General features: G+C 70.8%; 30 protein-coding genes. 8 read left to right on the top strand and 22 right to left on the bottom strand.

The window, feature by feature from the left end; translation table 11 throughout:
* Positions 1-59 precede the first annotated feature (59 nt).
* The 9 genes from ACZ3HL_RS05400 to ACZ3HL_RS05440 all read right to left on the bottom strand — a co-directional run bounded on the left by ACZ3HL_RS05400 (position 60) and on the right by ACZ3HL_RS05440 (position 7,243).
* Positions 60-410 carry an SCO6045 C-terminal-like domain-containing protein gene (locus tag ACZ3HL_RS05400; protein WP_465528938.1) on the bottom strand — a complete coding sequence of 117 codons (351 nt, stop codon included), beginning with the start codon at positions 408-410 and terminating at the stop codon, positions 60-62.
* Positions 407-1,222: an MbnB/TglH/ChrH family RiPP precursor modification enzyme gene (locus ACZ3HL_RS05405; RefSeq protein ID WP_465528940.1), complete on the bottom strand. Its 816-nt coding sequence runs from the start codon at positions 1,220-1,222 to the stop codon at positions 407-409. The genes ACZ3HL_RS05400 and ACZ3HL_RS05405 overlap by 4 nt, the downstream gene beginning before the upstream one ends.
* Entirely contained in the window at positions 1,212-2,153 is a 942-nt protein-coding gene (locus ACZ3HL_RS05410) for a TIGR04222 domain-containing membrane protein (RefSeq protein ID WP_465528942.1), read from the bottom strand. Before ACZ3HL_RS05410 ends, ACZ3HL_RS05405 begins: the two co-directional genes overlap by 11 nt.
* 82 nt (positions 2,154-2,235) lie before the next feature.
* The gene (locus ACZ3HL_RS05415; RefSeq protein ID WP_465528944.1) at positions 2,236-3,021 is read right to left on the bottom strand and encodes a TIGR04222 domain-containing membrane protein; all 786 of its coding nucleotides are present in this window, start codon (positions 3,019-3,021) and stop codon (positions 2,236-2,238) included.
* Positions 3,014-3,889 carry a TIGR04222 domain-containing membrane protein gene (locus ACZ3HL_RS05420; RefSeq protein WP_465528946.1) on the bottom strand — a complete coding sequence of 292 codons (876 nt, stop codon included), beginning with the start codon at positions 3,887-3,889 and terminating at the stop codon, positions 3,014-3,016. The genes ACZ3HL_RS05415 and ACZ3HL_RS05420 overlap by 8 nt, the downstream gene beginning before the upstream one ends.
* A gap of 75 nt (positions 3,890-3,964) precedes the next feature.
* Positions 3,965-4,387 (bottom strand): peptide-methionine (R)-S-oxide reductase MsrB, encoded by a 423-nt coding sequence (gene msrB, locus ACZ3HL_RS05425; protein ID WP_034318341.1) that lies wholly within the window; start codon positions 4,385-4,387, stop codon positions 3,965-3,967.
* 19 nt (positions 4,388-4,406) lie between these two features.
* Positions 4,407-4,712, bottom strand: a complete 306-nt coding sequence (locus tag ACZ3HL_RS05430) for a hypothetical protein (protein WP_016333002.1) — start codon at positions 4,710-4,712, stop codon at positions 4,407-4,409.
* Between the two features lie 73 nt (positions 4,713-4,785).
* The gene (locus ACZ3HL_RS05435) at positions 4,786-6,390 is read right to left on the bottom strand and encodes a serine/threonine-protein kinase (protein ID WP_465529125.1); all 1,605 of its coding nucleotides are present in this window, start codon (positions 6,388-6,390) and stop codon (positions 4,786-4,788) included.
* Positions 6,391-6,556: 166 nt separating this feature from the next.
* Positions 6,557-7,243, bottom strand: coding sequence for a TVP38/TMEM64 family protein (locus tag ACZ3HL_RS05440; protein ID WP_465528948.1), 687 nt, complete (start codon positions 7,241-7,243; stop codon positions 6,557-6,559).
* A 24-nt stretch (positions 7,244-7,267) separates the two neighbouring features.
* On the opposite strand from ACZ3HL_RS05440, the gene ACZ3HL_RS05445 reads away from it, so the two are divergent.
* The 4 genes from ACZ3HL_RS05445 (at position 7,268) to ACZ3HL_RS05460 (ending at position 10,545) form a co-directional block, all read left to right on the top strand.
* Positions 7,268-7,825, top strand: a complete 558-nt coding sequence (locus ACZ3HL_RS05445) for a GNAT family N-acetyltransferase (RefSeq protein WP_465528950.1) — start codon at positions 7,268-7,270, stop codon at positions 7,823-7,825.
* 19 nt (positions 7,826-7,844) lie between these two features.
* Positions 7,845-8,867, top strand: coding sequence for a DNA polymerase domain-containing protein (locus tag ACZ3HL_RS05450; RefSeq protein ID WP_465528952.1), 1,023 nt, complete (start codon positions 7,845-7,847; stop codon positions 8,865-8,867).
* Between the two features lie 240 nt (positions 8,868-9,107).
* A complete protein-coding gene (locus ACZ3HL_RS05455) occupies positions 9,108-9,500 on the top strand; it encodes a DUF6221 family protein (RefSeq protein WP_034318123.1) in 393 nt (130 codons plus the stop codon).
* Positions 9,501-9,507: 7 nt separating this feature from the next.
* Positions 9,508-10,545 (top strand): LLM class flavin-dependent oxidoreductase, encoded by a 1,038-nt coding sequence (locus ACZ3HL_RS05460; RefSeq protein WP_465412242.1) that lies wholly within the window; start codon positions 9,508-9,510, stop codon positions 10,543-10,545.
* Between the two features lie 60 nt (positions 10,546-10,605).
* Here the strand turns inward: ACZ3HL_RS05460 and ACZ3HL_RS05465 are convergent, their stop codons facing one another.
* Complete coding sequence (locus ACZ3HL_RS05465) at positions 10,606-12,198, bottom strand: PucR family transcriptional regulator (protein WP_465529127.1); 1,593 nt, start codon at positions 12,196-12,198, stop codon at positions 10,606-10,608.
* A gap of 128 nt (positions 12,199-12,326) precedes the next feature.
* Here ACZ3HL_RS05465 and pruA point away from each other — a divergent pair, with 128 nt between their 5' ends.
* Positions 12,327-13,964 carry an L-glutamate gamma-semialdehyde dehydrogenase gene (gene pruA, locus ACZ3HL_RS05470; RefSeq protein WP_465412243.1) on the top strand — a complete coding sequence of 546 codons (1,638 nt, stop codon included), beginning with the start codon at positions 12,327-12,329 and terminating at the stop codon, positions 13,962-13,964.
* An 18-nt stretch (positions 13,965-13,982) separates the two neighbouring features.
* Positions 13,983-14,912 (top strand): proline dehydrogenase family protein, encoded by a 930-nt coding sequence (locus ACZ3HL_RS05475; protein ID WP_465528954.1) that lies wholly within the window; start codon positions 13,983-13,985, stop codon positions 14,910-14,912.
* 87 nt (positions 14,913-14,999) lie between these two features.
* Here the strand turns inward: ACZ3HL_RS05475 and ACZ3HL_RS05480 are convergent, their stop codons facing one another.
* On the bottom strand, positions 15,000-15,356 hold the full coding sequence (locus ACZ3HL_RS05480; protein ID WP_020637318.1) for a thioredoxin family protein: 357 nt from the start codon (positions 15,354-15,356) through the stop codon (positions 15,000-15,002).
* Positions 15,357-15,446: 90 nt separating this feature from the next.
* Between ACZ3HL_RS05480 and ACZ3HL_RS05485 the strand changes: the two genes are divergently transcribed.
* On the top strand, positions 15,447-15,689 hold the full coding sequence (locus ACZ3HL_RS05485; protein ID WP_465412245.1) for a DUF2630 family protein: 243 nt from the start codon (positions 15,447-15,449) through the stop codon (positions 15,687-15,689).
* A gap of 137 nt (positions 15,690-15,826) precedes the next feature.
* Here the strand turns inward: ACZ3HL_RS05485 and ACZ3HL_RS05490 are convergent, their stop codons facing one another.
* From ACZ3HL_RS05490 to ACZ3HL_RS05535, 10 genes are all read right to left on the bottom strand, one after another.
* Positions 15,827-17,383 carry an alpha/beta hydrolase gene (locus ACZ3HL_RS05490; RefSeq protein WP_465412246.1) on the bottom strand — a complete coding sequence of 519 codons (1,557 nt, stop codon included), beginning with the start codon at positions 17,381-17,383 and terminating at the stop codon, positions 15,827-15,829.
* Between the two features lie 72 nt (positions 17,384-17,455).
* Positions 17,456-18,535: an ATP-dependent DNA ligase gene (locus ACZ3HL_RS05495; RefSeq protein ID WP_465528955.1), complete on the bottom strand. Its 1,080-nt coding sequence runs from the start codon at positions 18,533-18,535 to the stop codon at positions 17,456-17,458.
* Between the two features lie 28 nt (positions 18,536-18,563).
* A complete protein-coding gene (gene amaP, locus ACZ3HL_RS05500) occupies positions 18,564-19,151 on the bottom strand; it encodes an alkaline shock response membrane anchor protein AmaP (protein WP_465412248.1) in 588 nt (195 codons plus the stop codon).
* The gene (locus tag ACZ3HL_RS05505) at positions 19,148-19,684 is read right to left on the bottom strand and encodes a DUF6286 domain-containing protein (RefSeq protein ID WP_465412249.1); all 537 of its coding nucleotides are present in this window, start codon (positions 19,682-19,684) and stop codon (positions 19,148-19,150) included. The genes amaP and ACZ3HL_RS05505 overlap by 4 nt, the downstream gene beginning before the upstream one ends.
* 15 nt (positions 19,685-19,699) lie before the next feature.
* Entirely contained in the window at positions 19,700-20,056 is a 357-nt protein-coding gene (locus ACZ3HL_RS05510) for an Asp23/Gls24 family envelope stress response protein (protein ID WP_465412250.1), read from the bottom strand.
* Positions 20,053-20,229, bottom strand: a complete 177-nt coding sequence (locus ACZ3HL_RS05515; protein WP_005157087.1) for a hypothetical protein — start codon at positions 20,227-20,229, stop codon at positions 20,053-20,055. Before ACZ3HL_RS05515 ends, ACZ3HL_RS05510 begins: the two co-directional genes overlap by 4 nt.
* Positions 20,229-20,678, bottom strand: a complete 450-nt coding sequence (locus ACZ3HL_RS05520; protein WP_465412251.1) for an Asp23/Gls24 family envelope stress response protein — start codon at positions 20,676-20,678, stop codon at positions 20,229-20,231. Before ACZ3HL_RS05520 ends, ACZ3HL_RS05515 begins: the two co-directional genes overlap by 1 nt.
* Before the next feature lie 256 nt (positions 20,679-20,934).
* A complete protein-coding gene (locus ACZ3HL_RS05525; protein ID WP_126731621.1) occupies positions 20,935-21,360 on the bottom strand; it encodes a hypothetical protein in 426 nt (141 codons plus the stop codon).
* Positions 21,360-21,917: an RNA polymerase sigma factor gene (locus tag ACZ3HL_RS05530; protein WP_465412252.1), complete on the bottom strand. Its 558-nt coding sequence runs from the start codon at positions 21,915-21,917 to the stop codon at positions 21,360-21,362. The genes ACZ3HL_RS05525 and ACZ3HL_RS05530 overlap by 1 nt, the downstream gene beginning before the upstream one ends.
* Positions 21,914-22,657, bottom strand: coding sequence for a pyrimidine reductase family protein (locus ACZ3HL_RS05535; protein WP_465528957.1), 744 nt, complete (start codon positions 22,655-22,657; stop codon positions 21,914-21,916). The genes ACZ3HL_RS05530 and ACZ3HL_RS05535 overlap by 4 nt, the downstream gene beginning before the upstream one ends.
* A gap of 98 nt (positions 22,658-22,755) precedes the next feature.
* Here ACZ3HL_RS05535 and zapE point away from each other — a divergent pair, with 98 nt between their 5' ends.
* A complete protein-coding gene (zapE, locus tag ACZ3HL_RS05540) occupies positions 22,756-23,790 on the top strand; it encodes a cell division protein ZapE (protein WP_465528959.1) in 1,035 nt (344 codons plus the stop codon).
* Here the strand turns inward: zapE and ACZ3HL_RS05545 are convergent.
* On the bottom strand, positions 23,744-24,352 hold the full coding sequence (locus tag ACZ3HL_RS05545) for a phosphatase PAP2 family protein (protein WP_465528961.1): 609 nt from the start codon (positions 24,350-24,352) through the stop codon (positions 23,744-23,746). The genes zapE and ACZ3HL_RS05545 overlap by 47 nt on opposite strands.
* Positions 24,353-24,376 lie beyond the last annotated feature (24 nt).

Below are 24,376 nucleotides of genomic sequence, written 5' to 3' on the forward strand. Positions count from 1 at the left end.
GACCCGCATTTAGTCCTCTGAATGCGGGAGGGTGCCGAAGCCCGCCCGCATTCAGAGGACTAAATGCGGCGTTGGCGTAGCCAGCGCGCGAATCGGCCCCGGGGCTTCGGGATTTCGCCGCGCTCCACGAGCCACGCGCCGAAAGCGTCCGCGTAGGCCCGCGCGCGGATCGTGTCGGTCTTCGGACGGCTCGTCGCGAACTCGCGGAACAGCGCGGCGAACCGGTCACCGAGGGCCTCGGCGAGATCCGGGCGCAGGTAGGCGACCAGCCTGCTTTGCTTGTTCCGCAGGACGTTCGCCTCGATACGGAGCCTGTCCGCGTCGAAGCCCGCCGGGGCGTCGCCTCCCGCGAGGAGCGCCTTGAGCAGCTCGGCCTGCTGGGCGGCGAGCCGCTCCCGGGACGACGTCACGGCGAGACCGCTTCCCGTAACGCGGCGAGCTCGGCCGCCAGTTCCGTGTCGGACGGGTAGTCGTCGTCGCGTTCCAGCAGGACACCCGGCGGGTCGGTGCGGCGCCGCAGTTCGCGCAGCAGGTCCAGCACCCCCGGGACCACCGGGTGGGCGTGCGTGTCGTGGTAGACGCCGTCGCGTTCGACACCGCCGGCCATATGCGTGTACGCGAGCCGCTCCCACGGGATCTCGTCGAGGAACCGTTCGGGATCGGTGCCGAGGTTGCGGGCGTTGGCGTACAGATTGGCGACGTCGATGATCAGCAGGCAGCCGGTCCGGTCGGTGAGCTCCCGCAGGAACTCCGACTCGGTGAACTCCGCGTCCGGCCAGTCCAGCACCGCCGCGATGTTCTCCAGCGCGAACGGGACGTCCACGATGGACTGCGCCAGCTTGACGTTGTCCACCAGGACGTCGAGCGCTTCCCGGGTGCGGGGGAGCGGCATCAGATGGCCTGAGTCGAGCCCTCCCGCGCGCACGAAGCACACGTGGTCGCTGGCCATCGGCGCGCCGAGCTCGCGGGTGAGGACCGCGAGATGCTCGACGCGCTTGGTGTCCAGCGGCTCCGCCCCGCCCAGCGACAGCGACACCGCGTGCGGCAGGACCGGCATTCCCTTGTCGCGCAACGCGACCAGGGTTTCGGGAAGATGCCCGGCGTGCAGGTTCTCGGCGACGACCTCGACCCAGTCGACGCCGGGCAGCCGCGCGATCGACAGGTCCAGCTCGTGCCGCCAGCCGATGCCGATCCCGAGCGTGCCCGGTCCGTCAGCCGCCACAGCCGCCGCCTCCGCAACCACCGCCGCCGCCGCTGCTGCCGCCGCTGCACGAGCTTCCGCCGCTACTGCACGAGGAGCCGCCACCGGACGAACCGCCACCGAAACCACCGGAGACCGGAGGCGGGATCAGGGCCGCGCTCAGTTCGTCGTCCGGGTAGGAGGCGAGGCCGCCGAACGCGACCGCCGCGGCGGCTCCGCCCAGCAACCCGAGACCGGCCGCGCCGGCGTACCCCGGAGCGTTGGGGATACCGCGTTTGCGCTCCCGTCCGTGGGCGGACCTGGCCCGGTGGAGGATCCGGCCGCCCTCGCTGGTCGGGCGGGGGCCCGGCCGCTTGTTCCTGAGCGCGCGGGCGATCACCGTCGCGAACACGGCCGAGATCAGCAGGGGGACGAGGAAACCGACGGGACGGTCACCGGCGATCCCGGCGATCAGGCGTACGACACCGAGCACGAGCACGGCGAGGTACAGGAAGTACACGAACTGCCGGATCTGGCGCGACCGGTCCGTGGCGACGAGTCCCCGCGTCTCCAGCCCCTTGGCGAGCGCCTGCATCGGGCCCGACATCCGCAACCGGTTGCGGATGTCGCGAGTCGTGGCGTTGTGCCCCGGCCGCGCGGCCTTGGCGACGGCCTTTTCGATGGGGTCGGCGGGCTCGGGGCCGGTGAGCTGGAGTTGTTTCGAGCTGCTGACCCGCAACGTCCCGCGGTCGACCAGCGCCGCGATGGCCGTGTCGACCACCCGGTCCGGGCCGCCGGCGAGATAGGCGAGCTCGTACACCGTCGGCTCCGGCCCGCTCACGGTGGCGCGCGGTGCTTTGGCACTCAGCTTGACCGCGATCGTCCACACGAGACCGACGACCACCGGGAACACGATCAGGGCGCCATAGATCGCCAGGAAAGTGGGTCCGGGGATACCCCAGGTGTCTTTCATCGAACGGGCCTTTCGCGAGCAGGTGCGCTTACCGTAGCCGGACGCCGATCCGCCCGGTCGTGGTTCCGTGATTCGCCGGGCGTCAGACGCCGCCGTCGGCGCTCCAAGAGGAGTCCGAGCTTGTCCCGTCGCCCCAGGCGAAGGTGCGGGTGTCCTTGCCGGGGCGTCCGCCGTAGCGGCTCAGGATGGCGGCGACTTCGCGATCGGGATATGCCGCGAAGCCGCCGATGGCCACCGCGCCCGCCGCACCCGAGACGAGGCTTCGATCCGTCTCCGCCTCGGCCAGCACCGCCCGGCCCGCGGTGGTCGTCCTGCCCGCGTAGTCGGTCCGGCCGAGCCACAGGCTGACGATCAGCAGGGCCAGCGCGACGACGGGAAACACGATCAGGACCACGCCGGCGCCGGTGACGATCCAGCGGACCGTCCCGGCCCCCAGCAGGACGGCATAGACGACGGCGGTGATCCTCCACGTGAGCCGGCGTCGTCCTTCCGCGACGACCAGGCCGCGGCGGCCCAGATCGGCCCACAGCGCCCGCATCGCCGGACCGCGGCTCATCGTCGTCCGCAGTGCGTGGCCGGGGAACGACGACAGCCGGCCGGCGAGCTCCTGCCCCAGCGGGTCGACCGGGACCAGCGGCGTGCGGTAGAGCCTGCCGGAACCACCGAGCCGGGCCTGCTCGCGTTCGAGCATCGAGGCGACCACCGTTTCGGTGACCCGCGCGGTACCGCCCGCCAAGGCCGCCACGTGCCGCACGCTCGGCAACCTGCCGCCATCGTGGAAACCGCGCCGGAGCCAACGGACGTGAAGCGCCGCGACCAGGACGGGGAGCGCGATCGCGGTAAGGGACAGCCAGCCGAAGTCATCCACCGCAACCACCTCCGCCACCGCCACCACAGGAAGAACCCCCGCCGCAGGAGGAGGAAGCCCCACCACCGCACGAGGAACCGACGGCGTACGACGCGCCTCCGCCGCAGGTGCTCGCCGTGCGGGCGAACACGCCGGTCTTGCTCAGCGCGCCCACGACGACCGGATCGGGGAAGGCCCCCAACCCGTGGAGCGCCACCCGCCCTGCGGTCGTGCGCCCCAGGCCGCGGTCCCAGTCGCCGTAGTGGAGTGCCAGGCCGCCCGCGGCCGTCGCCCGGCCCGAGCGCTCCGGCCGTTGCCGCCATACGGCCAGGCCGCTCGCGCCTGCCGCGACGATCAGCAGGACGACGAGGGCGCCGACAGGCCGCTTCAGCGGTACGGCGTTCGCGAGCCTCGCGATCCCCAGGGCGAAGACGGCCACGTACGCAGCGATCGCGTACTGCCAGCCCCTCCGGCGGCGACGCTCGCGCACGAACAGGCCCCGCTGCTCCAGGTCGGCGCGCAGCTCCCGGACGACGTCGTGCCGGGCCGTCTTGGCGCGCAGGTCGCGCAGGCCGATTCCGTTGCCGGGCACCAGCGAGACGACCGCGCGCTCGAACTGGTCGGCGGGGACCGGTCTGATCGGGTGCAGGAGGCCCCGGCCGTCGGGCCGCAGGAGATTCCGTTCGAGCAGACCGGCGACGACGGTGTCGGTGACCCGCTCCACGCCGCCCGCCAGCGCGGCCAGGTGGTGGAGGCCCGGCACCGTCCTGGCCCCGGTGTCACGACGCAGCCACAGTTCGTGCACCACGGCGAGCACGATCGGCGCCACGGCACAGATTCCGTAGAGCCAGGCGAAAGCCGGCCCGGAGATTCCCCAGGGTTCGTTCATGAAAACACCGCCCTCCCCGACGCTGTCCTGTGCACCGTGAACGCGTCGAGGAGGGCGGTGGTTCGCTTCGTTCGGTTACGACTCGGGAACGAGCTTCAGCGAGATCGAGTTGATGCAGTACCGCTGATCCGTCGGCGTGGCGTAGCCCTCGCCTTCGAAGACGTGCCCGAGGTGGCTGTGGCACGACTTGCACAGCACCTCGATCCGGCGCATCCCCATGGTGGTGTCCTCGCGGAGGAGGACGGCGTCGGTGTCGGCCGGGTCGTAGAACGACGGCCAGCCGCAATGGCTCTCGAATTTCGTGTCGCTGCGGAACAACTCGGCGCCACAGGCTCGGCACTGGTAGACACCGGTGGTCTTCTCATCGGTGTACTCACCGGTGAAGGGGCGCTCGGTGCCCGCCTGGCGAAGGACGGCGTACTCGTCGGGGCTGAGCTGCTCCCGCCATTCCTGCTCGGACTTGACCACGCGCGGCGTGGCTCCGACAACGGGTTTCATGCCTTTCACCGGTTCCACGTTACCCCGCGAGCCAGGCGATGGCCCGGCCGATGATGTCCCATGCGGTGACCATCACGCCGAGCACGATGAGGACCACGACCAGTGCCGAAACCCACCAGCGCAGACCGCCGAGGCGGTTGCTGGAGTCGGCGAAATCGGAGACACCGTCGAGGCAGGCCTCCACGGTGAAGTTCGGGCCGCAGCGTTCGATGCGGTCCAGATGCTCGGCGAAGGCCCGGGCTTCGGGATCGTACGGGTCGAGGCCTACCAGGTCCTCCTGGAAGCGAGGATTCTGGCCAGGTCCGAAAGGTCCGCTATCGGCCATACCGGCAACAGTAAGCCAAGAGCGGCGATTGGCCTACCACCAGCGAGGCGGGTCTCACCACCGCCACGCTGCGTCAGTTGCCGAGTACTCGCGTGTCGGCGTCGATGTAGTACTGCCCGCCGACCTGGACCACGCGCAGCGCCGGCCGCGGTCCCTTGTTGAGCGTGATGTTCATGTCGATCGAGCCGTCGGGGTTTCCGCCGCCGCTGTCCGCCCGCGCGGTGTCGGCACCGGTGACCTTGTGAGTGCTCCAGTACTCGGCGAAAGCCTGCTCCGAGCCGTAGACCTCTTTCGCGGCGTCCGTGAGCTTGTTCCAGCTCGCGGAGGTCCCGATCTTGTCGGTGTCGAAGAAGTCCAGCAGGAACTGCCCCACGCTGGAGTAGCTCGTGACCTTCTCGCTCGGGGTCTTTCCCAGGCCCGCGGGCGCGGGACGCGACGAAGACGAGCCGCTCTTCGGCGGCGCCGAGGTGCCGGGCTGAGGGTTCGCCCCGGCGTTGTTGCCGCCCTGGGTGTTGCCGCCGTTGCTCGAATTCAGCACCAGGAACACGATCACGGCGATCACCACGACCGCGGCACCGGCGCCCGCGAACAGGACGGCCTTGCGTTTGGCATCGGCGGGCTTGGCCGGGGACGGCCGCATCGGGGCGGCCGCGGACGGCGGCGGGCTCATCGCGGCGACCGGGCGTGGCGGCGTGTTCGGCGCGGCGGACGGCGAGCGCATCGGGATGAAGGCGGCCGTCGGCGGGTGGGTCTTGGCGGGCTGCGGCGGAGCCGCCGCGGCGGGCTGGGCCGGCTTGTCGGTCCGCTGCCACGGTGGCCGGTCTCCGCCGGGAAGGCCGTGTCCCGGGGTGTCGGGCACGGCCGGTTGTCTGCCGCCGCCCGCCCCGAAGAGCCGGGGCGACGCCGCCGTGCCCGCGGCGGATTCGTTCGCCGCCAGCGCGGCGAGGCGTTCCCTGGCCTCGGACATGCTGGGGCGCTCGGTCGGCTCGGTGCGCAGGAGGCTCATCAGCAGCGCGGTCGCGGGGCCCGCCTGCTGCGGCGGGTTGATCTGGCCGTTCGCGGCGGCGTACAGCAGCGCCAGCTGGTTCGAGCTGTTCCCGTACGGGGTCTGGCCCTCGATCGCTTGGTAGAGCGTCGCGCCGAGCGCGAAGACGTCGGAGCTGGGCACCGGGTCCGAGCCGCGCGCCAGCTCGGGCGCGAGGTACGCCGGGGTGCCGCCGATCAGGCCGGTCTGGGTGAGCGTCATGTCGCCGGCGGCGCGGGAAATACCGAAGTCGGTGATCTTCGCGGTGCCGGCTTCGTCGATCAGGATGTTGCCCGGCTTGACGTCGCGGTGCACGATCCCGGCGCGGTGCGCGGCGACCAGCGCCGACGCGACCTGCTCGCCGATCTTCGCGACGCGCCCGAGCGGCAGCGTGCCTTCCTCGGAGATGATCGCCGAGAGGCTCGGGCCGTTCAGGTATTCCATCACCAGGCAGGGGTCACCACCGTGTTCGGCGATGTCGAACACCACGATCGCGTTCGGATGCTGGAACCGGGCCGCGTTCTTCGCCTCGCGCATGGCGCGCTGGCGCATGTTGTCGCGTTCGGCTTCGGAGACACCTGGCTGCGGGAGGATCTGCTTGACCGCCACCGAGCGCTCGAGGCGGACATCGATGGCACGCCAGACCACCCCCATGGCACCGCTACCAATTTGCTCGACCAGGCGATAGTGCCCAGCGATCAGCTGACCGGTGTCGATGGCGACTGCTCCTGACACGTTCTCCGGGTGATGGTGGCGCTACGCGGCCTGACAGGTCCCGCGCACCCGATCGAGTGTAGCGGGCGGCGGTTTCGGCTCCCCGTCAGCTCGCCGGTGCGGAGGCGGGCAATTGTTCTTCCTCGCTCGAATCGGGCACCGGCCGGGCCTTGCGCCGGAAGACCTTGACCAGCCCGATGGCCCCCGCCGCGGCGAACACGGCGTAACAGATCAGCAGGGCGGGCGGTGTTTCCCCGGTCAGCGCGTCGCCGAGGACGACGACCGCGACCGTCCCCGGAAGGCTGCCGAGCGCGGTCCCGATCAGATACGGGGCGAAACGGACCGATGACACTCCGCACAGGTAACTGAACGGAGCGAACGGAACCATCGGGATCAGCCGTAAGGACGTGATCGCCAGGACCCCGCCGTCCGAAAGCCGCTCGTTGACCGCGCGGACCTTCGCCCGGTGCAGGTGCCGGGTGACCAGGTCGCGGCCGAGCGCCCTCGAAAGAGCGAACGAGAGCCCGGACGCGACCGTGGTCGCCAGGATGCCGACGACGATGCCCGTCGTGGCGCCGAGCAGCAGCCCGCCGGCCAGGTTGAACACGGTGCGGGGGATCGGCGCCACGGTGAGCACCGAATAGGCCAGGAAAAAGACCAAGGGAGTGGCCGGGCCGGTCTCGGCCGCCCAGGCCCGCAGCCCGGCCGGACTCGGGATCGGCAGCAGGACCGCGGCCGCCACGAAGAGGGCGAGCACGGTGAGCGCGAGGATTAATTTGGTACGGCCGGACACCGCGTCAACCGTACCGTGTCCGCTGTGATCGACACCGAGGCGCTGCGGACGCAGCCCGAACTCACCGGCGGCCACGTCGTGCTCACGCAGCTCGACGAAACCTACTTCGAAACCGCGTGGGAGGCCCTGCAGGAGCCCGAAACCATCCGGCTGACCGGTACGCACACCCGATTCACCCCCGAGCAGATCCGGACCTGGCTCGCCGGGCGGACCGGCCTCGACGACCGGGCGGACTACGCGATCGTGCGCAAGGAGGATCGCGCGCACGTCGGCGATCTAGCGCTCACCGACGTCGACAAGGACAACCGCTCCGCGTCGTTCCGGATCGCGCTGAACGGGCCGGAGTTCTTCGGCAAGGGCTATGGCACCGAGGCGACAAGGCTGCTGCTGGACTACGCGTTCGGTGCCGTCGGCCTGCATCGCGTCTCGCTGGAGGTCTTCGACTACAACCCGCGGGCCCAGCGCGCGTACGAGAAGGCCGGGTTCGTCCGCGAGGGGCTTCAGCGACAGGCGCTGTGGTGGGACGGCGAGTGGCATGACGTCGTCACGATGGCAATCCTGAAGACCGATCCCCGGCCCTGATCGGCGATACGGTGGGCGCATGCCCAAGAACGGTGAGCCGATCGAGGTCGAGGTAGGCGAGCGGAAGGTCCGCGTGTCCAGCCCGGACAAGGTGTACTTCCCGGCAAGGGGAATCACGAAGCGCCAGGTCGTGGAGCACTACGTCGCGGTCGGCGAGCCGTTGCTGCGTGCGATCGGGGAGCGGCCGACGACGCTGAAGCGGTATGTCGACGGCGTCGAGGGCGAGTGGTTTTACGCCAAGCGCGTGCCGAAGGGCGCCCCGGAGTGGGTGGAGACCGCGAAGATCACCTTCCCGTCCGGCCGGACGGCCGAGGAGGTCTGCCCGACCGAACCCGCCGTGTTCGCCTGGGCGGCGAACCTGGGCACCTTCGACTTCCACCCGTGGCCGGTGCGGCGGCCCGACGTCGACCACCCCGACGAACTCCGCATCGACGTGGACCCGCCGGACGAGGCGGGTTTCGCCGACGCGGTCGAGGTCGCGGGCGTGGTGCGCGAGGTGCTCGACTCGGCGGGGCTGACCGGCTTCCCGAAGACCTCGGGCGGCCGCGGCGTGCACGTCCTGGTGCGGATCCGGCCGGAGTGGGACTTCATCGACGTCCGGCACGCGGTGATCGCGCTGGGCCGCGAGGTCGAGCGCCGGATCCCGGACAAGGCGACCATCGCGTGGTGGAAGGAAGAGCGCGGCGGCCGGGTCTTCATCGACTACAACCAGGCCGCCCGCGACCGCACGGTGGCGTCGTCCTGGTCGGTCCGCGGTACATCGCGGGCGACGGTGTCGACGCCGCTGACCTGGGATCTGCTGACCGAGGTGGACCCGGACGACTTCGACGTCCTCACCGTCGGCGCCTTCTACAACGAGCGTGGCGACCTCCACGCGGCGATGGACGAGCAGGCGTTCGGCATCGAGACACTGCTGGAGTGGTACGCGCGGGACGAGCGTGACCACGGCCTCGGGGAGATGCCGTATCCGCCGGACTACCCGAAGATGCCCGGCGAGCCGAAGCGCGTCCAGCCGAGCAAGGCGCGGGACGACACCGCCTGACAGCTTGCCGGTGGGAACGCATTTCGTGACGACGTGTGCGTTTTCAGTGACCAATTCGTCGTTGTTCTTCGTTTTGCTCCCGGAGTGATTGCGCTTTCGTGTCGATCCAGAAACCAGTCACCGTCGCGCGGTGGATCGATACGAGACTGTGTGACGCGCGGGACCCGGCCGTAACGCCGGGCCTCCTGCCAGCGACATTTCCCTCCGAACACTAGGCTGGGGGAGGACGAAGGAGTACCCGTGGACGACCTGATCGCCTTTCTCGCCGCGCGTGTGGGGCAACGCCAGGCGTTGATCATGCAGGCGGTCAAGAAAACCGAGATCAACGAATCGCTCACCCGCGGTGAGACCAAGGTCGTCATCGAAAAGAAGATCCGTTCGCTCAACGATCTCGAACTCGACACGGTCAATCAGATGATCAACGAGATCGAGGCCACCCGGCGGCTCCTGCAGGCCCACCGCACCACGGTCTCGGAGAAGGTGCCCGGATTCCCCTTGTACGGCAACGAGTACTGGTGCGAGACCTGCCATGTGCCCGCCGACGAGGCCGGGACGAACTGGTGCCTGACCCTGCGGCTGCTGGCCTTGCCGCACGCCGACCACCCGGATTACAGCGAGCGCTGGCGCCCCTGAGCGGGGAATGCCCGCCGGGTCCGGACGCGTTGAGCCGAGGGTGATCACGCTTTCGGTACTGGACCGGTCCCCGACCCGCCGCGGCGGCGACGCGCCCCGCGCCCTGCGGGACACGGTCGCCTTCGCGCGGGACATAGAAGCGCTCGGCTATCACCGGTTCTGGGTGTCGGAGCATCACAGCGTGCCCGGCGTCGCCGGTTCGGCGCCGACGGTGCTGGCGGCCGCCGTCGCCTCGGCGACCGAGCGGATCCGGGTCGGCACGGGCGGCGTGATGCTGCCGAACCACCGGCCGCTCGTGGTCGCGGAACAGTTCGGCGTGCTCGAGTCGCTCTTCCCCGGCCGGATCGACATGGGGCTGGGCCGGTCGGTCGGGTTCACCGGCGGAGTCCGGCAGGCCCTCGGGCACGAGAAGGACGACGCCGATCGCTTCGGCGACCAGGTCCGCGAACTGCTGGGCTTCCTCGCGGGCGACCAGACGACCTATCCGGGTGTGCACGCCATTCCCGCGGAAGGCCTGCGCGTGCCCGCGTTCCTGCTGGCCACCGGTGCCGGGGCGCGCCTGGCCGCGGAACTGGGGCTGCCGCTGGTGATCGCGCCGATCCGCGGTGAGGGACCGCTGCTTGAGGCCATCGAGGGATATCGCTCCGGATTCCGCCCTTCCCCGCAGGCGTCGCGGCCGTATGTTGTGGTGTCGACGGCGATCGCGGTCGCCGAGACGGCCGAACGGGCCCGACGGCTGCTCATCCCCGAAGCGTGGTCGACCGTCTATTCGCGGACGCACGGTGTCTTCCCGCCGTTGTCGCCGGTCGAGGAAATCCTCACGAGGTCACTGTCCGAACGGGACCAGGAGAAACTGGACCGGGCGCTCGACGGTCAGCTCGCCGGCACCCCGGACGAGGTGGGCGAGCGGCTGGCCGATCTCGTCGCCAAGACCGGGGCCGACGAGATCCTGGTGACCACCAGTACTTTCGACCAGGCGGAGCGGCTGGATTCCTATCGCGCGCTGGCCGAGGTCGCCGGCCTTCGCAGCCTGACCCCGGCCTGACTTGCCGCATTTAGTCCTCTGGATGCGGTCCTTGCACACGCAACGACCGCATCCAGAGGACTAAATGCGCAGCAGGAGCTGGGTCAGGATGCGTTGTGCGGGGTCGTCCAGGTCGATCCCGGACACCTCGCCCGCGCGGCGCACCCGGTAGCGCACCGTGTTGGGGTGGATGTTCAGCTCGCGCGCGGCTTTCCGGACGTCACCGAAAGCTTCGAGGTACGCGAGCACGGCGGGCACCAGGATTCCGCCGTGTTCGGCGTCGTGGGCGACCAGCTCGGTCAGCCGCGGATCGCGGATCCTCGGCTGCTCGCTCAGGAAAGCGAGCACCTCCGAGAGCAGGACCTCGGCACGGACGTCGGCCAGCGAGGCGACGTCCGCGGTCCCGTGCCCGCGCGCCATCGTCGCCAGCACGCGGTCCGCGTCGCCGCGCGAGGCCGCCGCGTCGGAGAGCCGGGGGACGACACCGCCCAGCGCCGCGCGCACCCGGACGTCAAGATGCCGTTGCGCCGTGCCGACGATTTCCTTGGCCAGCGTCAGGATCCGTGGTTCGGCGTGCTCGGGCAGATCGGGCAGCAGCGCGTAGACCCGGCCACCGATCACGCTCACCAGCGCGCTCCGCCGGTACGCGGCGGTGTGCACGGTGATCAGGTGCACCAGCTCCGCGCGCCGGAGCTGCCGGTCGGTCGCGGCGCGGTCGCGGGGGAGCGAGAACGCCAGCACCATGGCCGGTTTCCCGGGATCCGCGCCGATGTCGTCGGCGACGGACTCGGCGTCGAGGCGGCCGTCGAGCAGCCCCGCCAGCAGATCCTCCCGCAGCCGGAGCTCCGGGCTGGGCAGCGTCCGGTGCCGGATCAGCTGCGGTGCGAGCGCGCGACTGGCACCGAGCAAGGCGACCTCCGCGCTTTCGGTGAGCGGCTGCGCGCCCTCCTGGACCCAGATCGTGCCCAGCGGCTGCGAGCCGGCGTGGATCCCGGCCGCGATCCGCCGCCGGATACCGAGATCGGGCCGCTCGTCGATGCGGACGATGCCCTCACCGGCGCGAAGGCGCTGGTAGACGCCCCATTCGCGCAGCATCGCGAGGTAGCGTTCCGGGCCTTCGCGGCCGAGGATCGAGAGCCTGCGCAGCTCGTCCACCTCGTCGCCCGCCCGCGAATAGGCCAGCACGCGGCTCGCGGTGTCCTCGATGCTGACCAGGCCGCCGGTCAGCGTCGCGATGGTCTGCGCGAGGGAGAACAGGTCGCCGAGCACCTCGCCGTGGTCCGCCTCGCCACCCGCGCGGGCCGCGTCGACGACGCCCCTGGCCAGCGCTTCGACCTGCTCCCAGCGCGCCTCGTGGCCGACCTCGATCAGCGCGACCCCCGCGTCGGTCGCGACGTTGACGACGGCCATGCCGTTCTTGACCGCGACGGCGGCCGCGCCGGACCGCCCCGCCGCCCGGATCGCGCCGGCCGCCGACCGCCCGCGGGCGCCGATCACCAGGACGAGGTCACCCGGATGTGCGTCGGGCGGATCCTCCGGATCGTGGATGACGACGTCCTCCACGCCGACGCCGAGCCCGCCAGGGGCCGCGAGCACCCTGACCAGCGGTTCACCGAGCGTGGCGAGGACATGCCGCAGGGAAGCGCCGGGGGTCGTCTGGGTAGTCGTCTTGATCACCGATTAAGCCGATCGGACAAGATGGTCACCCTGATTCTAGCCAGTCGGACAAGCCTTCAGTGCGGCGTCAGGTCTACCGTTCGGGGTGAGACCTCTACCCGGCGAAGTGCAGTCAGGAGCAGTCAGTGGACGCCGTGACCCAGACCCCCGCCCCGAAGAACGAGCCGGTGCTGAATTACGCACCGGGCAGCGCTGAGCGTGCTGAACTCGAGGGCGCGCTCAAGTTGCTGGGCAACGCCGACCCGATCGACATCACCGCGACCATCGGTGGTGAGCAGCGCAAGGGCGGCGGCGAGAAGATCGAGGTCGTCCAGCCGCACAACCACAAGGCCGTGCTGGGCGTGATCCACAGCGCGACCGCGCAGGACACCCACGACGCGATCGCCGCCGCCAAGGCCGCCGCTCCCGGCTGGCGCGCGCTGTCCTTCGACGACCGCGCCGCGATCATCCTGCGCGCCGCGGACCTGCTCGCCGGCCCGTGGCGCGCCAAGCTGAACGCCGCCACCATGCTCGGCCAGTCGAAGACCGCCTTCCAGGCCGAGATCGACTCAGCCTGCGAGCTGATCGACTTCTGGCGGTTCAACGTCGCCTTCGGCCGTCAGATCCTCGCCGAGCAGCCGGTCAGCTCGCCCGGGATCTGGAACCGGATGGAGCACCGCCCGCTCGAGGGCTTCGTGTACGCCATCACCCCGTTCAACTTCACCGCGATCTCCGGCAACCTGCCGACCGCGCCCGCGCTGATGGGCAACGTCGTGCTGTGGAAGCCGTCGCCGACGCAGAGCTACGCCGCGCACATGCTGATGCGCCTGCTCGAAGAGGCCGGCATGCCGCCGGGTGTCATCAACCTGCTTCCGGGCGATGGCAAGGCCGTCTCCGAGGTCGCCCTGACCCACCGCGACCTGGCCGGGATCCACTTCACCGGTTCCACCGCGACCTTCCAGCACCTGTGGGCCACCGTCGGCGCCAACATCTCCGGCTACCGCACGTACCCGCGCCTGGTCGGCGAGACCGGCGGCAAGGACTTCGTGCTCGCGCACGCCTCCGCCGACGTCGACATCCTGCGCACCGCGCTGATCCGCGGCGCCTTCGAGTACCAGGGCCAGAAGTGCTCGGCCGCGTCCCGCGCCTACGTCCCGCGTTCGCTCTGGGCGAGCCTGAAGGACGAGCTGGTCTCCGAGACCGAGGCCATCACCTACGGCGACGTCACCGACCTGGACAACTTCGGTGGCGCCGTGATCGACCGCCGCGCCTTCGACAAGCACGCCGCCGTACTGAAGAGCGCCGCCGAGGACGCCGAGATCGAGGTCATCGCCGGTGGTACCGCCGACGACAGCGTCGGCTACTTCGTGCGCCCGACGATCCTGGTCTCGGACAACCCGGACCACGAGATCTTCCGCACCGAGTACTTCGGCCCGATCCTCGCGCTGCACGTCTACGACGACGACACCGACGAGGGCTTCGACAACGTCTTGAAGCTGGTCGACGAGACCGCCGACTACGCGCTCACCGGCGCGGTCATCGCGAACGACCGCACGGCCGTCGCGAAGGCGTCCGAGGCGCTGCGCTTCGCCGCCGGCAACTTCTACGTCAACGACAAGCCGACCGGCGCGGTCGTCGGCCAGCAGCCGTTCGGCGGTGCCCGCGCGTCCGGCACCAACGACAAGGCCGGTTCGGTGTTCAACCTGCTCCGCTGGACGAGCCCGCGCTCGGTCAAGGAGACCTTCGTTCCGCCCACCAGCGTCCGTTACCCCCACCAGGGCTGAGATCTCCAGGAGTCCGTGATGTTGCGTGCCCCGTTGCTCGCCGCCGCTCGATCCCAGCGGATGCGCAAGCTGGTCGAGGTCGTCCCCGCCACCCGATCGGTGGTCAGCCGGTTCGTCGCCGGTGCGAAGACGCCCGACGCCGCCCGGGTGGTCCGCGAACTGGCCGACCAGGGCCTCCGCGTGACCCTCGACCACCTCGGCGAGGACACCACCGACGCCGAGCAGGCCGCGACCACGGTCCGCGCCTACGAGGAACTGCTGACCGCGCTGGCGGCCGACGGCCTCGCGTTCGGCGCGGACGTCTCGGTGAAGCTGTCCGCCGTCGGGCAGTTCCTCCCCGTCGACGGCGAGAAGGTCGCGCTGGAGAACGCGCGCAAGATCTGCGCGGCGGCCGAAGCGGTCGGTGCCACGGTGACCCTCGACATGGAGGACCACACCACCACCGACTCGACGCTGGGCATCCTCAGGGAGCTGCGCACCGAGTACCCGTGGGTCGGCGCGGTGCTGCAGGCCTACCTGCGGCGCACCGAGCAGGATTGCCGAGACCTCGCGACCGAGGGTTCCCGCGTCCGGCTGTGCAAGGGCGCGTACGCCGAACCCGCGGAGGTCGCGTTCCAGGACAAGTCCGAAGTGGACAGGTCCTACGTGCGCTGCCTGAAGATCCTCATGCAGGGCAAGGGTTATCCGATGGTCGCTTCGCACGACCCGCGGATGATCGCGATCGCCGAGAAGCTCGCGGCCGACGCGGGCCGCAAGGCGGACGACCACGAATTCCAGATGCTGTACGGGATCCGTCCCGAAGAGCAGCGCCGGATCGCGGGCGACGGCAAGACGATGCGCGTCTACGTCCCCTACGGCGACGAATGGTACGGCTATTTCATGCGCAGGCTGGCGGAACGCCCGGCGAACCTGGCGTTCTTCCTGCGCGGACTCGCCACCCGGGGCTGACCCGCTCCCCGGTGGCGTCGTTCCGCTGAAAGACAAAGGGGTCCTCCCCGGCGAAACCCGCCGGGGAGGACCCCTTCTCCATGCTCGTCAGGCCTCCTGGGCCTCTTCCTTGAGCTTGTCCATGTCGATGTCGCGCGCCTGCTGGATGAGGTCTTCCAGCGTCTTCTCCGGGAGTGCGCCCGGCTGCGCGTAGATGACCGTCTTGTCGCGGATCACCGCGAGCGTGGGGATCGACCGCACGTCGAAGGCCGCGGCCAGCTGCTGCTCGGCCTCGGTGTCGACGCTCGCGAAGACGATGTCGTCGTGGTTGCCCGACACCTTCTCGTAGGTCGGTGCGAACTGGCGGCACGGCATGCACCAGCCCGCCCAGAAGTCGATGATCACGAAGTCGTTCTCCGACACGACCTGATCGAAGTTGGCGGCGGTCAGCTCCACAGTGCTCATGTCCGGCGTAACGAATCGGGCGGGACGCGCATTCCCGCGAGTGCGCGTAGCGTCTCGGATGGAGCAACCCACGTTTCGCAGGAGGCGCAGATGGCCGACGGGGACATCCTCAGCCGGATCGACGAGCTGGTCAGCGAGGAGCACGAGCTCCGGTCGCGGGCGATCGGCACCGGGCTGAGCTCGGACGACCGGTCCCGGCTCGCGAGTGTGGAACAGCAGCTGGACCAGTGCTGGGACCTGCTGCGGCAGCGGCGGGCGCGTGTGGAGTTCGACGAGGATCCGGACCAGGCCACGGCGCGGCCGATCTCCGAGGTCGAGTCCTACCGGCAGTAGCGGTTTTCGGGGCCGGGGACGGCGGTGTGGGGTTGCGAAAGCCACTTTCGCAACCTTGAACGTTGCGAAAGTGGCTTTCGCAACGCGCCGCGGCGCCGGAGCGGCTGGGTGCCGTGAGCGCCGGACCCGGAGCATGATCAGGCCGGGCAGAGGGTCCCGTCGACGGGCACCTTCCCGTCGATCAGGAAGGCCCGCGTCGCGTCCGCGACACACGGCGAGAGGGTCAGCGCGCCGTGCCCGGCCCCCTGCCAGGTGATCGTCACCGCGCTCGGCATCTGGTCGGCCGCCCGGCCGGTGCCCTGCTCCGGCGTGACCGGGTCGGTCGCGGTGCCCGCGACGAGCATCGGCGGGGCGCCCGGCGCTCCCGCTGGCGGAAGCGGTTCGCGGCGCACGGGCCACGGGCTGCACCAGGCCAGTTGCTGCGCGGCGAAGACGCCGAACTGCGGGTACTTGTCGCGCAGGGCCGTGGTCGCGCGGGTCAGTTCCTCGGCCGAGAGCCGGGTCGCGCTGTCGTTGCATTTGGTCGCGAGCGTGCCGTCCAGCCGTGACGGCCGCGCTTTGGTGTCCTTCAGCACCGGCTCGGCGAACGCGGCCAGCGGCGTGACGTCGCCGGTCTGCGCGCTCTTGAGCGCCTCGGCGAGTTCCACCCAGCGTGAGCGCTGCGCGAGCCCGGAGTAGATGGCGTACAGCGCGACCCCCGGGGTGATCTCCTCGCCGTCGGTGGTCGTCGCGGACGCCGACCGGAGCCGGTCCGCGACGGCGGTCACGGCCGAGCGGGCGTCGCCGATCGGGCAGCCCCTCGCGATGCAGTCGGCGCCGAACGCGTCGAGGGTCGCCTGCGCGCTCGCGGCGATGGCTTCCTGCGTGGCGGCCGCGTCCGGGGCGGGATCGGGCAGCCCGTCGAGCATGACCCGGCCGACCTGGGCCGGGAACCGCACGGCGTATTCGGCGAGGACCTTCGAACCGTCGCCGCGGCCCAGCGCGTGCAGCTTGTCCAGCCCCAGTTGCTCGCGGAGTTCTTCGAGGTCGCCCGCCGCCCGCCAGCTGTCCATCGCGACCTGCGAGTCGTCCAGTTCGATGGCGCACTGCTGTCCCGCCCGGCGTGCCGCGTCGACGACACCTTCGAGGTCGGTGGCGGCCGGATCGGCGCCGAGCAGGTCGGTGCGGATCTCCGCCGGGATGCACTGCACCGGCATGGACGTCCCCGTCCCGCGCCGGTCCACGCCGATCAGCGAGAACTTCCGCAGGAACTCGGGCGGCAGCGTCGCGGCCAGCCGCGCGGCGTACAGCGACCCAGGTTCCCCATCGACGTCGTTGACCACGACGAGCGGGATCGGCCCGCCCTCGGTCTTGACCACCGAAAGCCGCGAGAGCCCGCGACCGGGCAGATCCGGCGCGTCGAGCGTGGTGGGCACCCTGGCGCAGGAGAACTTCAGCGTGTCCGGCACGGACGGCTGACCGAGCCGTTGCCGGGTCGCTTCGTCGCAGTCCTCCCATTTGATCGACGGCGACCGAGGTTCGGTGAGCGGCGGCAGCGGGACCTGCTGAGCCGTCGTCTGGCCGCCGGGATCCGGTTTGCCGTCGTTGTCGATCACCGCCGGCCGCACCGACGGCCCGGCCGTGCAGCCCGCGAGCACGGCCGCCACCACGGTGGTCGTCAGGAACAGCCGTGGCGTGCGGCGGGCGGTGCTCACGGGCTGGTCCTCACTTCCAAGGCATGACTAAGCTCGGAACGCCAGCTTCGCAGGTCGGATGTCAGGACACGGTTAGCGGGTGCGTTTCACCTCGCCGCGGAACACCGCGTCCAGGTCATAGCGGGCGATCTCCTCCAGCTGGGCATAGGTGCAGGATGACGGCTCGCGGTCGGGGCGCCAGCGTTTGAACTGCGCGGTGTGCCGGAACCGCGACGGATATCCGGCCTCCGTGTGCTCGTAGCCGACCTCGACCACCTTCTCCAGCTTCAGCGGCACCCACGGGGCTTCCTTGGACTTCCACCGGGTGATGCCGCCCGGGATCCGCTGGTTCTCCCGCACGTTGTCACCCAGCCAGGGGTGATCGGCGCCGTCGGTGATCAGCGGTGCCAGTTCCTCGGCCAGCTCACGCCGACGGGTGACCGGGAACGATCCGACGACGCCGGGGTGGTGCAGCACGCCGTCCTCGTCGTAGAGCCCGAGCAGGAACGAGCCGACCATCTCGCCCGGTTCGCCGTCGACGTGCCAGCGCAGCCCGGCGAGCACGCAGTCGGCGGTGCGGGAGTGCTTGTACTTCAGCAGCACCCGTTTGCCGGGCGTGTACGGCTCGTCGAGCGGTTTGCCGATGACGCCGTCGAGCCCCGCACCCTCGAACAGTTCGAACCAGCGCCGCGCGACACCCGGATCCGCGGTGGCCGGGGTCAGGTGGACGCCGTCGGAGGCCAGTTTCTCCAGCCGCTCCCGCCGCTTCGACGTGGGTTCGTCCAGAAAGGACTCGTCGCCCAGCGCCAGCAGGTCGAAGGCGACGAACTCCGCCGGCGTCTGTTCCGCCAGCAGCTTGATGCGGCTTTCGGCGGGGTGGACCCGGTCGGTGAGCGCGTCGAAGTCCAGCTTCCCGCCGCGGGCGACCACCAGTTCGCCGTCGAGGACGATCCGTTCGGGCAACGCCGCCTTCAGCCGTTCGACGACCTCGGGGAAGTACCGGTTGAGCGGCTTCTCCGACCGCGACTGCAAGGTCAGCTCGTCGCCGTCGCGGAACACCAGGCAGCGGTACCCGTCCCATTTCGGCTCGAACAGCAACCCGCCGGAATCGGGGATCGCCTTCGCCGGTTTGGCGAGCATCGGTTTGATCGGCGGCGTCAAGGGAAGCGACATGACGGCCATTCTCGCCGCACCGGCGCGGTCAGCGCACCCGTTGCGGTGCTGTCGTGTCGAGTTCGATCCGGACGGCCGTCGGCAGCACGTCCACCCCGAGCGATTCCCGCGCGCGGGCCAGCACGGTGTGGTCGAGCTGCTCCCAGACCCGTTTCAGGTCGGTGCCCTCGACGAGCCAGAGCGTGATCCGCAGCGCCGGGTGCTCCTTGTCGCCGACCGCGCGGACCCGGGCGCGCCCGACCCCGTCGACCGTCTCCGCGTCGGCGCGGACGGCGTCGGAGATGGCCGAGGAGGTCACCACCAGGTCGTCGTCGAGTTCGAGGTCCGGGCGGCCCTCCGGGCGCAGCGACCGGAAGAACCACCACAGCCCCAGCCACAGCAGCAGAACGCCGAGCACGATCGCGCCGATCCGGGAAACGAGCGCGTGCCGCGACAGCCAGTCGAGGGCGATCGGGTCCACGAGCGGGCGGGCGGCGCGGTGCGTGCCGAGCCAGCCCGCGCCGACCACGAGCACCGCCGCCCCGGCGAGCAGTGCGAGAAGTCCGATGAGGACGGTCAAGGTCCGTTCCGTGCCGGTGGACCGGCCGAGCGCCTTGGCGGAGACCGAACGGGTCATCGGCGGTCCTTCGGGGAGTCGACGACGACCGACACCTTCGGCCGCCGCACCAACGGGACGTCGTCGAGCAGGCCGGAGACCGTCTCCAGCAGCCGCGGCCGCAGCTCGCCTTCGGTTTCGAGCCTGCTCGTCGCGCGGACACGGATCTTCTTGGCGGTGGCCGTGACCTTCGCGCCCGCGACGTTGTCCTGCGCGCGCACGGTGACCCCGACGAGCCTCGCCAGGGAACGCGGCGACGTCGTCACGCTGACCTCGTTCGCCGGATCGGTCAGCCGGATGGCGCGTCGCCCGGCCGAGGCCGCCGCGATGATCAGCAGCAGCCCCACGACCGCCACGGCGATCGCGAGATACCGGACGGTGGAAGCGTTCCAGGACTCCTCCGCGAGCCTGTCGCGCCAGTCGTCCCATGGCAGGAACAGCGGGCCCCGGCCCGGCCGCCACCAGCCCCAGCCGACCTCCAGCGCCAGCAGGACCCCGGCGGCGGCCAGCGCCAGCCCGATCAGGGCCGACAGCAGGCGGACGATCAAACGCATAACCGTTCGCTCCTTCTAGCGGACGCGGGGCGCGATGTCGGGCAGGAGCGCGGAAACCTTCACCGAGATGTCCCGCACCTGGTACGAGGTGATCCGCTCGACCTCCTCGGTGACCCTGGCGCGCAGGTCGCCGACGATCCGCCGCACCGGCGCCGGATAGTGCAGCGCCACGTCGAGCACGAGGTCGACGTCGTTGCCCTCACCACCGACCTTCGCGCTCGCGCCGTGCGTCCCGAGGCCGAGCCCGGCGATCCGCCGCTCGGCGCGCGTGGTCCCGTCGACCTGGTCCGCGGCGTGCTGCGCGATCTTGCGGACCACGGACGGCGCGATGGTGAGGGTGCCGCGGTCCTCCGGTTCGGACGGGACGGTCATTTGTCGCGGCCCCGGCCGAACAGGTCGCCGAGGTCGAGTTCGCCGTCGAGCACGCGGCCGAGGACGAGGCCGATGACGCCGACGGCCAGCGTCACCAGGAACGCGGTGAAGCCCTGGGTCGCGGCGAGGCCGAGGATGAGGCCGGCGAGCAGGCCGGTCTGGGTCCCGTTCATCATTCGACCCGCGAGCTCTCGGGCTCGCCGCCGTCCTCGTCGGGCAGGTGGATGTCGTTGACCGCGATGTTGACCTCGATCACCTCGAGGCCGGTGATCTGCTCGACCTGGCCGATCACGTTGCGGCGCACCGCCCGCGCGACGTCGACGATGCGGGCGCCGTACTCGACGACCACGTCGAGGTCGATGGCCGCCTGCTTCTCGCCGACCTCGACCGAGACGCCGGACGTGGTGACCGTGCCGGAACCGGGGATGCGCTCGCGGATCGCGCCGAAGGCACGGGACACCCCGCCGCCCAGCGCGTGGATCCCGGTGACCTCACGGGTGGCGAGCCCCGCCACCTTCTGCACCACCACCGACGAGATCGTGGTCTTGCCGGCGGCTCCTTCCTCGTTGAGGGACGACCCCGTCACCGGGGTGTCGGGCTTGCTCGCGCTCGGCTGCGCCATGAAGTTCGCTCCTTCTCGCACCGGTGCCGCGCGACCTGCGCGCGCGGCGGTCCCTACGCTCTCACCGACCAGGACACGCGCGCACGCCGAGCCGTCACGCGATGTCCCCCGGATGGGGTAATCAGTGCTGTGATCGAACGCGTAACTCGCGTGCTCAGGGACGGATCTCGCGTGCTTGAAGGCGTAACTCGCGTGATCAGAGGCCGCACACGCGAGTTACGCCTCCAAGCACGCGAGTTACGCCTTCGCGCAGGGTTCAGTCCGGGTGCACGTCGACGACGTGGACGTTGATCGCGGGCGGGGCGGACCCGAGCTGACCGGTCAGGGCCGCACTGACCCGATGGCGCAACAGGTCCGCGACCGCCGCCTCGACGCCGAACCGGATCGTCACCAGGACCTGGAGCACGTCCTCTTCCAGCGCGACGGCGGCGACGTGCACTCCGCCGAGCTCGCGGCCGATCTCGGCGGCGAGGCTTCTGGTCATCAGCACCAGCGCCCGTTCCGACACCTGGGTCTTGCCGCCCGACGAGGGCAGGTCGAGCGGTGCGGTGGTGTGCCTGCCGCGGGCGCCGCCGACCGAGCGGAGCACCCGCTCGACCAGTCCCGGCGGCGTCGGTACCGGACGGCTCGCGGCGGCGCGCACCTGCTGCCACCGGGGGTCGTCGCGCGGATCCTCGCTCATCACCGTTCCCCGGGTCGGAAGTTGTCGCCGAGTTTCGCCAGCAGCGCCACCCTCGCGCGGTGCAGGCGGGCACGCAGAGCGGGCACGCTGACTTCGAGCACCTCGGCCACCTCGTCGTAGGTCAACCCCTCGAATTCTCGCAGAATCAGCGGGATCCGCTGGCCGACGTCCAGTTCGGCGATCGCGCGCAGCACCGTGCCGACCCGCTCGGCGCTCACCACGTGACCCTCCGGACCAGGCACGACACCCGCGTCGCCCTCGTCGAGGGGCACGGTCGGTTTCCGGCGCCGGACCGCGCCGAGCGCGCCGTTCGTCGTCACCCGGTAGAGCCAGGTCGACACCGCGGCTTCGAACCGGAAGCCGGGGAGTGCCCGCCACGCGGAGAGCCAGGCCTCCTGGACGACGTCCTCGGCCTCGGACGAGCTGCCGGTGATCCGCAGCGCCACCCGGTACATCCGGGGCGTGTGCCGCCGGACCAGGGTGTCGAACGCACCGTGGTCCCCGGCGGCGGCCCTGGTCACCAGCTCCTCGTCCGGAACCGGCGCGGCCTCGCTCACCCGCCCTCCCGGCGGTAACGCAGCATGGTGAAACCGTCTTCGACGAGTACGGACGCGAGTTCCAGCCGCCGCGGTTCCGGGGACGGGTGGCCGCGGGCGATCCGGCTCTCGCCCGCTCCCGCCAGCAGCGGGGCGACGGTGAGGCACAGCTGGTCGACGAGGTCGGCGGCGATCAGGTCGGCGAACAGCGCCGGCCCGCCTTCGCAGTCGACCCGGCGCAGGCCGCGCTCACTCAGCAGGGTGAGCGCCCGGTGGAGGTCGACGTCGTCGGTCCCCGCCACGAGCACTTCGGCACCCGCGCGCTCCAGCTCGGCGCGGGGCGCCTTCTCGGTGGTGATGACGATCGGCGGGACCTTGGTGTCGGTGAACAACGGGCCCGAGGGGTCGAGTTCACCGGAACGGGTCACCACCGCGATCGGCGGGACCTCGGAAAGGCCGAGCGCGACCCGGCGGGCGGCGCGTTCGGGAGTGACGCGCGCGCCGCGGTAGCCCTCGGCGCGCGCCGTGCCCGCGCCGACCAGGATCACGTCGGAGAGCAGCCGCCCCATCAGGAAGATCCGCTTGTCGGCGGGATGGGAAAGTCCCTCGGACAGCTCGTCGACCGCCGCCGCGCCGTCGGCGGAGCTGACGAAGTTGACCTGGACCCAGGGACGGGTCAGGTCTTCCGGATATCCGTAGAGCCGTTCGAGATCGGCATCGGAGACGGCATCGCCCGGTGTCGTTGGCCACAAAAGCTGCACACCGACATCCCAGCACGCGCCCGACGGCACCGCTGAGCGGGGGATACGCCCGGTCAGGGAGGGTGAACCCGCCACGCCGGTGCCGTTACGCTCGGCGAATGCCCGCCCGCCTGATCGATCGCCGTCCGGAGCTGTCCGCCGACGAGCTGATCACCGCGCTCGTCCCGCCGCCGAGGTTCGACGCGGTCCGGTTCTCCACGTACGTGCCCAACCCGGACGAGCCGAGCCAGGCCGAGGCCGTCGTCACCTGTGGCGCGTTCGCGAAGCGCGTGGCGGAAGCGTCGAACCGGAAGCCGAAGTCGAAGCTGCGCGCGTTCTTCGGCGGCGGGGACGACGCGCCGTCCGGGCCGAGGGGGCTCTATCTCGACGGCGGGTTCGGCGTCGGCAAGACACACCTTCTCGCCTCGGCGTGGCACGAGACGCCGTCGCCCAAGGCGTACGGGACGTTCGTGGAGCTGACGCACCTCGTCGGCGCGCTGGGGTTCGCCGAGGCGGTGCGGCGGTTGTCCGAACACCGGTTCCTGGCGATCGACGAGTTCGAACTCGACGACCCGGGTGACACCATGCTCGTCACGCGGCTGCTGCAGGAACTGATCTCGGCGGGGGTGTTCGTGGCGGCGACGTCCAACACGCTGCCGGACAAACTCGGCGAGGGCCGGTTCGCCGCCGCGGACTTCCTGCGGGAGATCCAGTCGCTGTCCGCCCGGTTCGGCGTCTGCCGCGTCGACGGCCCGGACTACCGCCACCGCGGCCTGCCGGACGCGCCGCCGCCCGCGAGCCCCGAGGCGCTGGAAGCCTCCGCCGCCGCGCATCCCGAGTCCACAGTGGACGATTTCGACGCGTTGTGCGAACACCTGGGCGGTCTGCACCCTTCGCGCTACGGCAGGCTTCTCGACGGCGTGACCCGGGTGCATCTGCGCGACATCCACCCGGTGCCGGACCAGAACGTCGGACTGCGGCTGGTCGCCTTCGCCGACCGGCTCTACGACCGCGCGATCCCGCTGGTGGTCTCGGGCGAGCCGGTGCCGGAGCTGTTCACCGAGGAGATGGTGAACGGCGGCTACCGCAAGAAGTACCTGCGCGCCGTCAGCCGTCTGACGGCACTGGCGCGCGACGCCGTGCAGCCCAGCTGAGCAGCATCCACGTCGCGCACACGGTCGCGACGGCGAACAGCGTCCCGCCCACGACGTCGGTCAGGTAGTGGTAGCCGAGGCCGAGCATGCCGATCGTGACCCCGCAGAGCACCACGGCGCCCACCGCCGAGATGACCGCCGTCGCGACGCCGGGGCGGGCGAGCAGGACGAGCACCGTCAGCACCGCGACCAGCGCGACGGTGTGCCCGCTCGGGTAGGCGAGATAGGTGTACTTCCAGCGGCCGAAGAGCGGTTTGAGCACCCAGGTGTTCGCGAGGATCGCGATGAGCGGGGCCAGGATGGTCAGCGCAGCTTCGGGCCTGCGCCGTCCGACCAGGCAGAGCACGGCGGCGAGGACCGCAACCGGGATCAGGACGTACGCCTCGGTCGGCAGCACCAGGAGCCGCAGGAGGGCGGTGTCCGGGCCGAAGGAGCGCTCCACCCACCGGGTGGCGAGCTCGTCGGGGACGGACGGGCCTTCGCCGGAGACCAGCAGGCCGAGCACCACCATGATCACGGCGCAGGCCACCGCGACCGGCCCGTACGGCCCTCGTCCGCTCATCCGGCGAGATTACGTGACGGGTGA

The sequence above is a fragment of the Amycolatopsis sp. NPDC000009 genome (genome assembly GCF_055563465.1).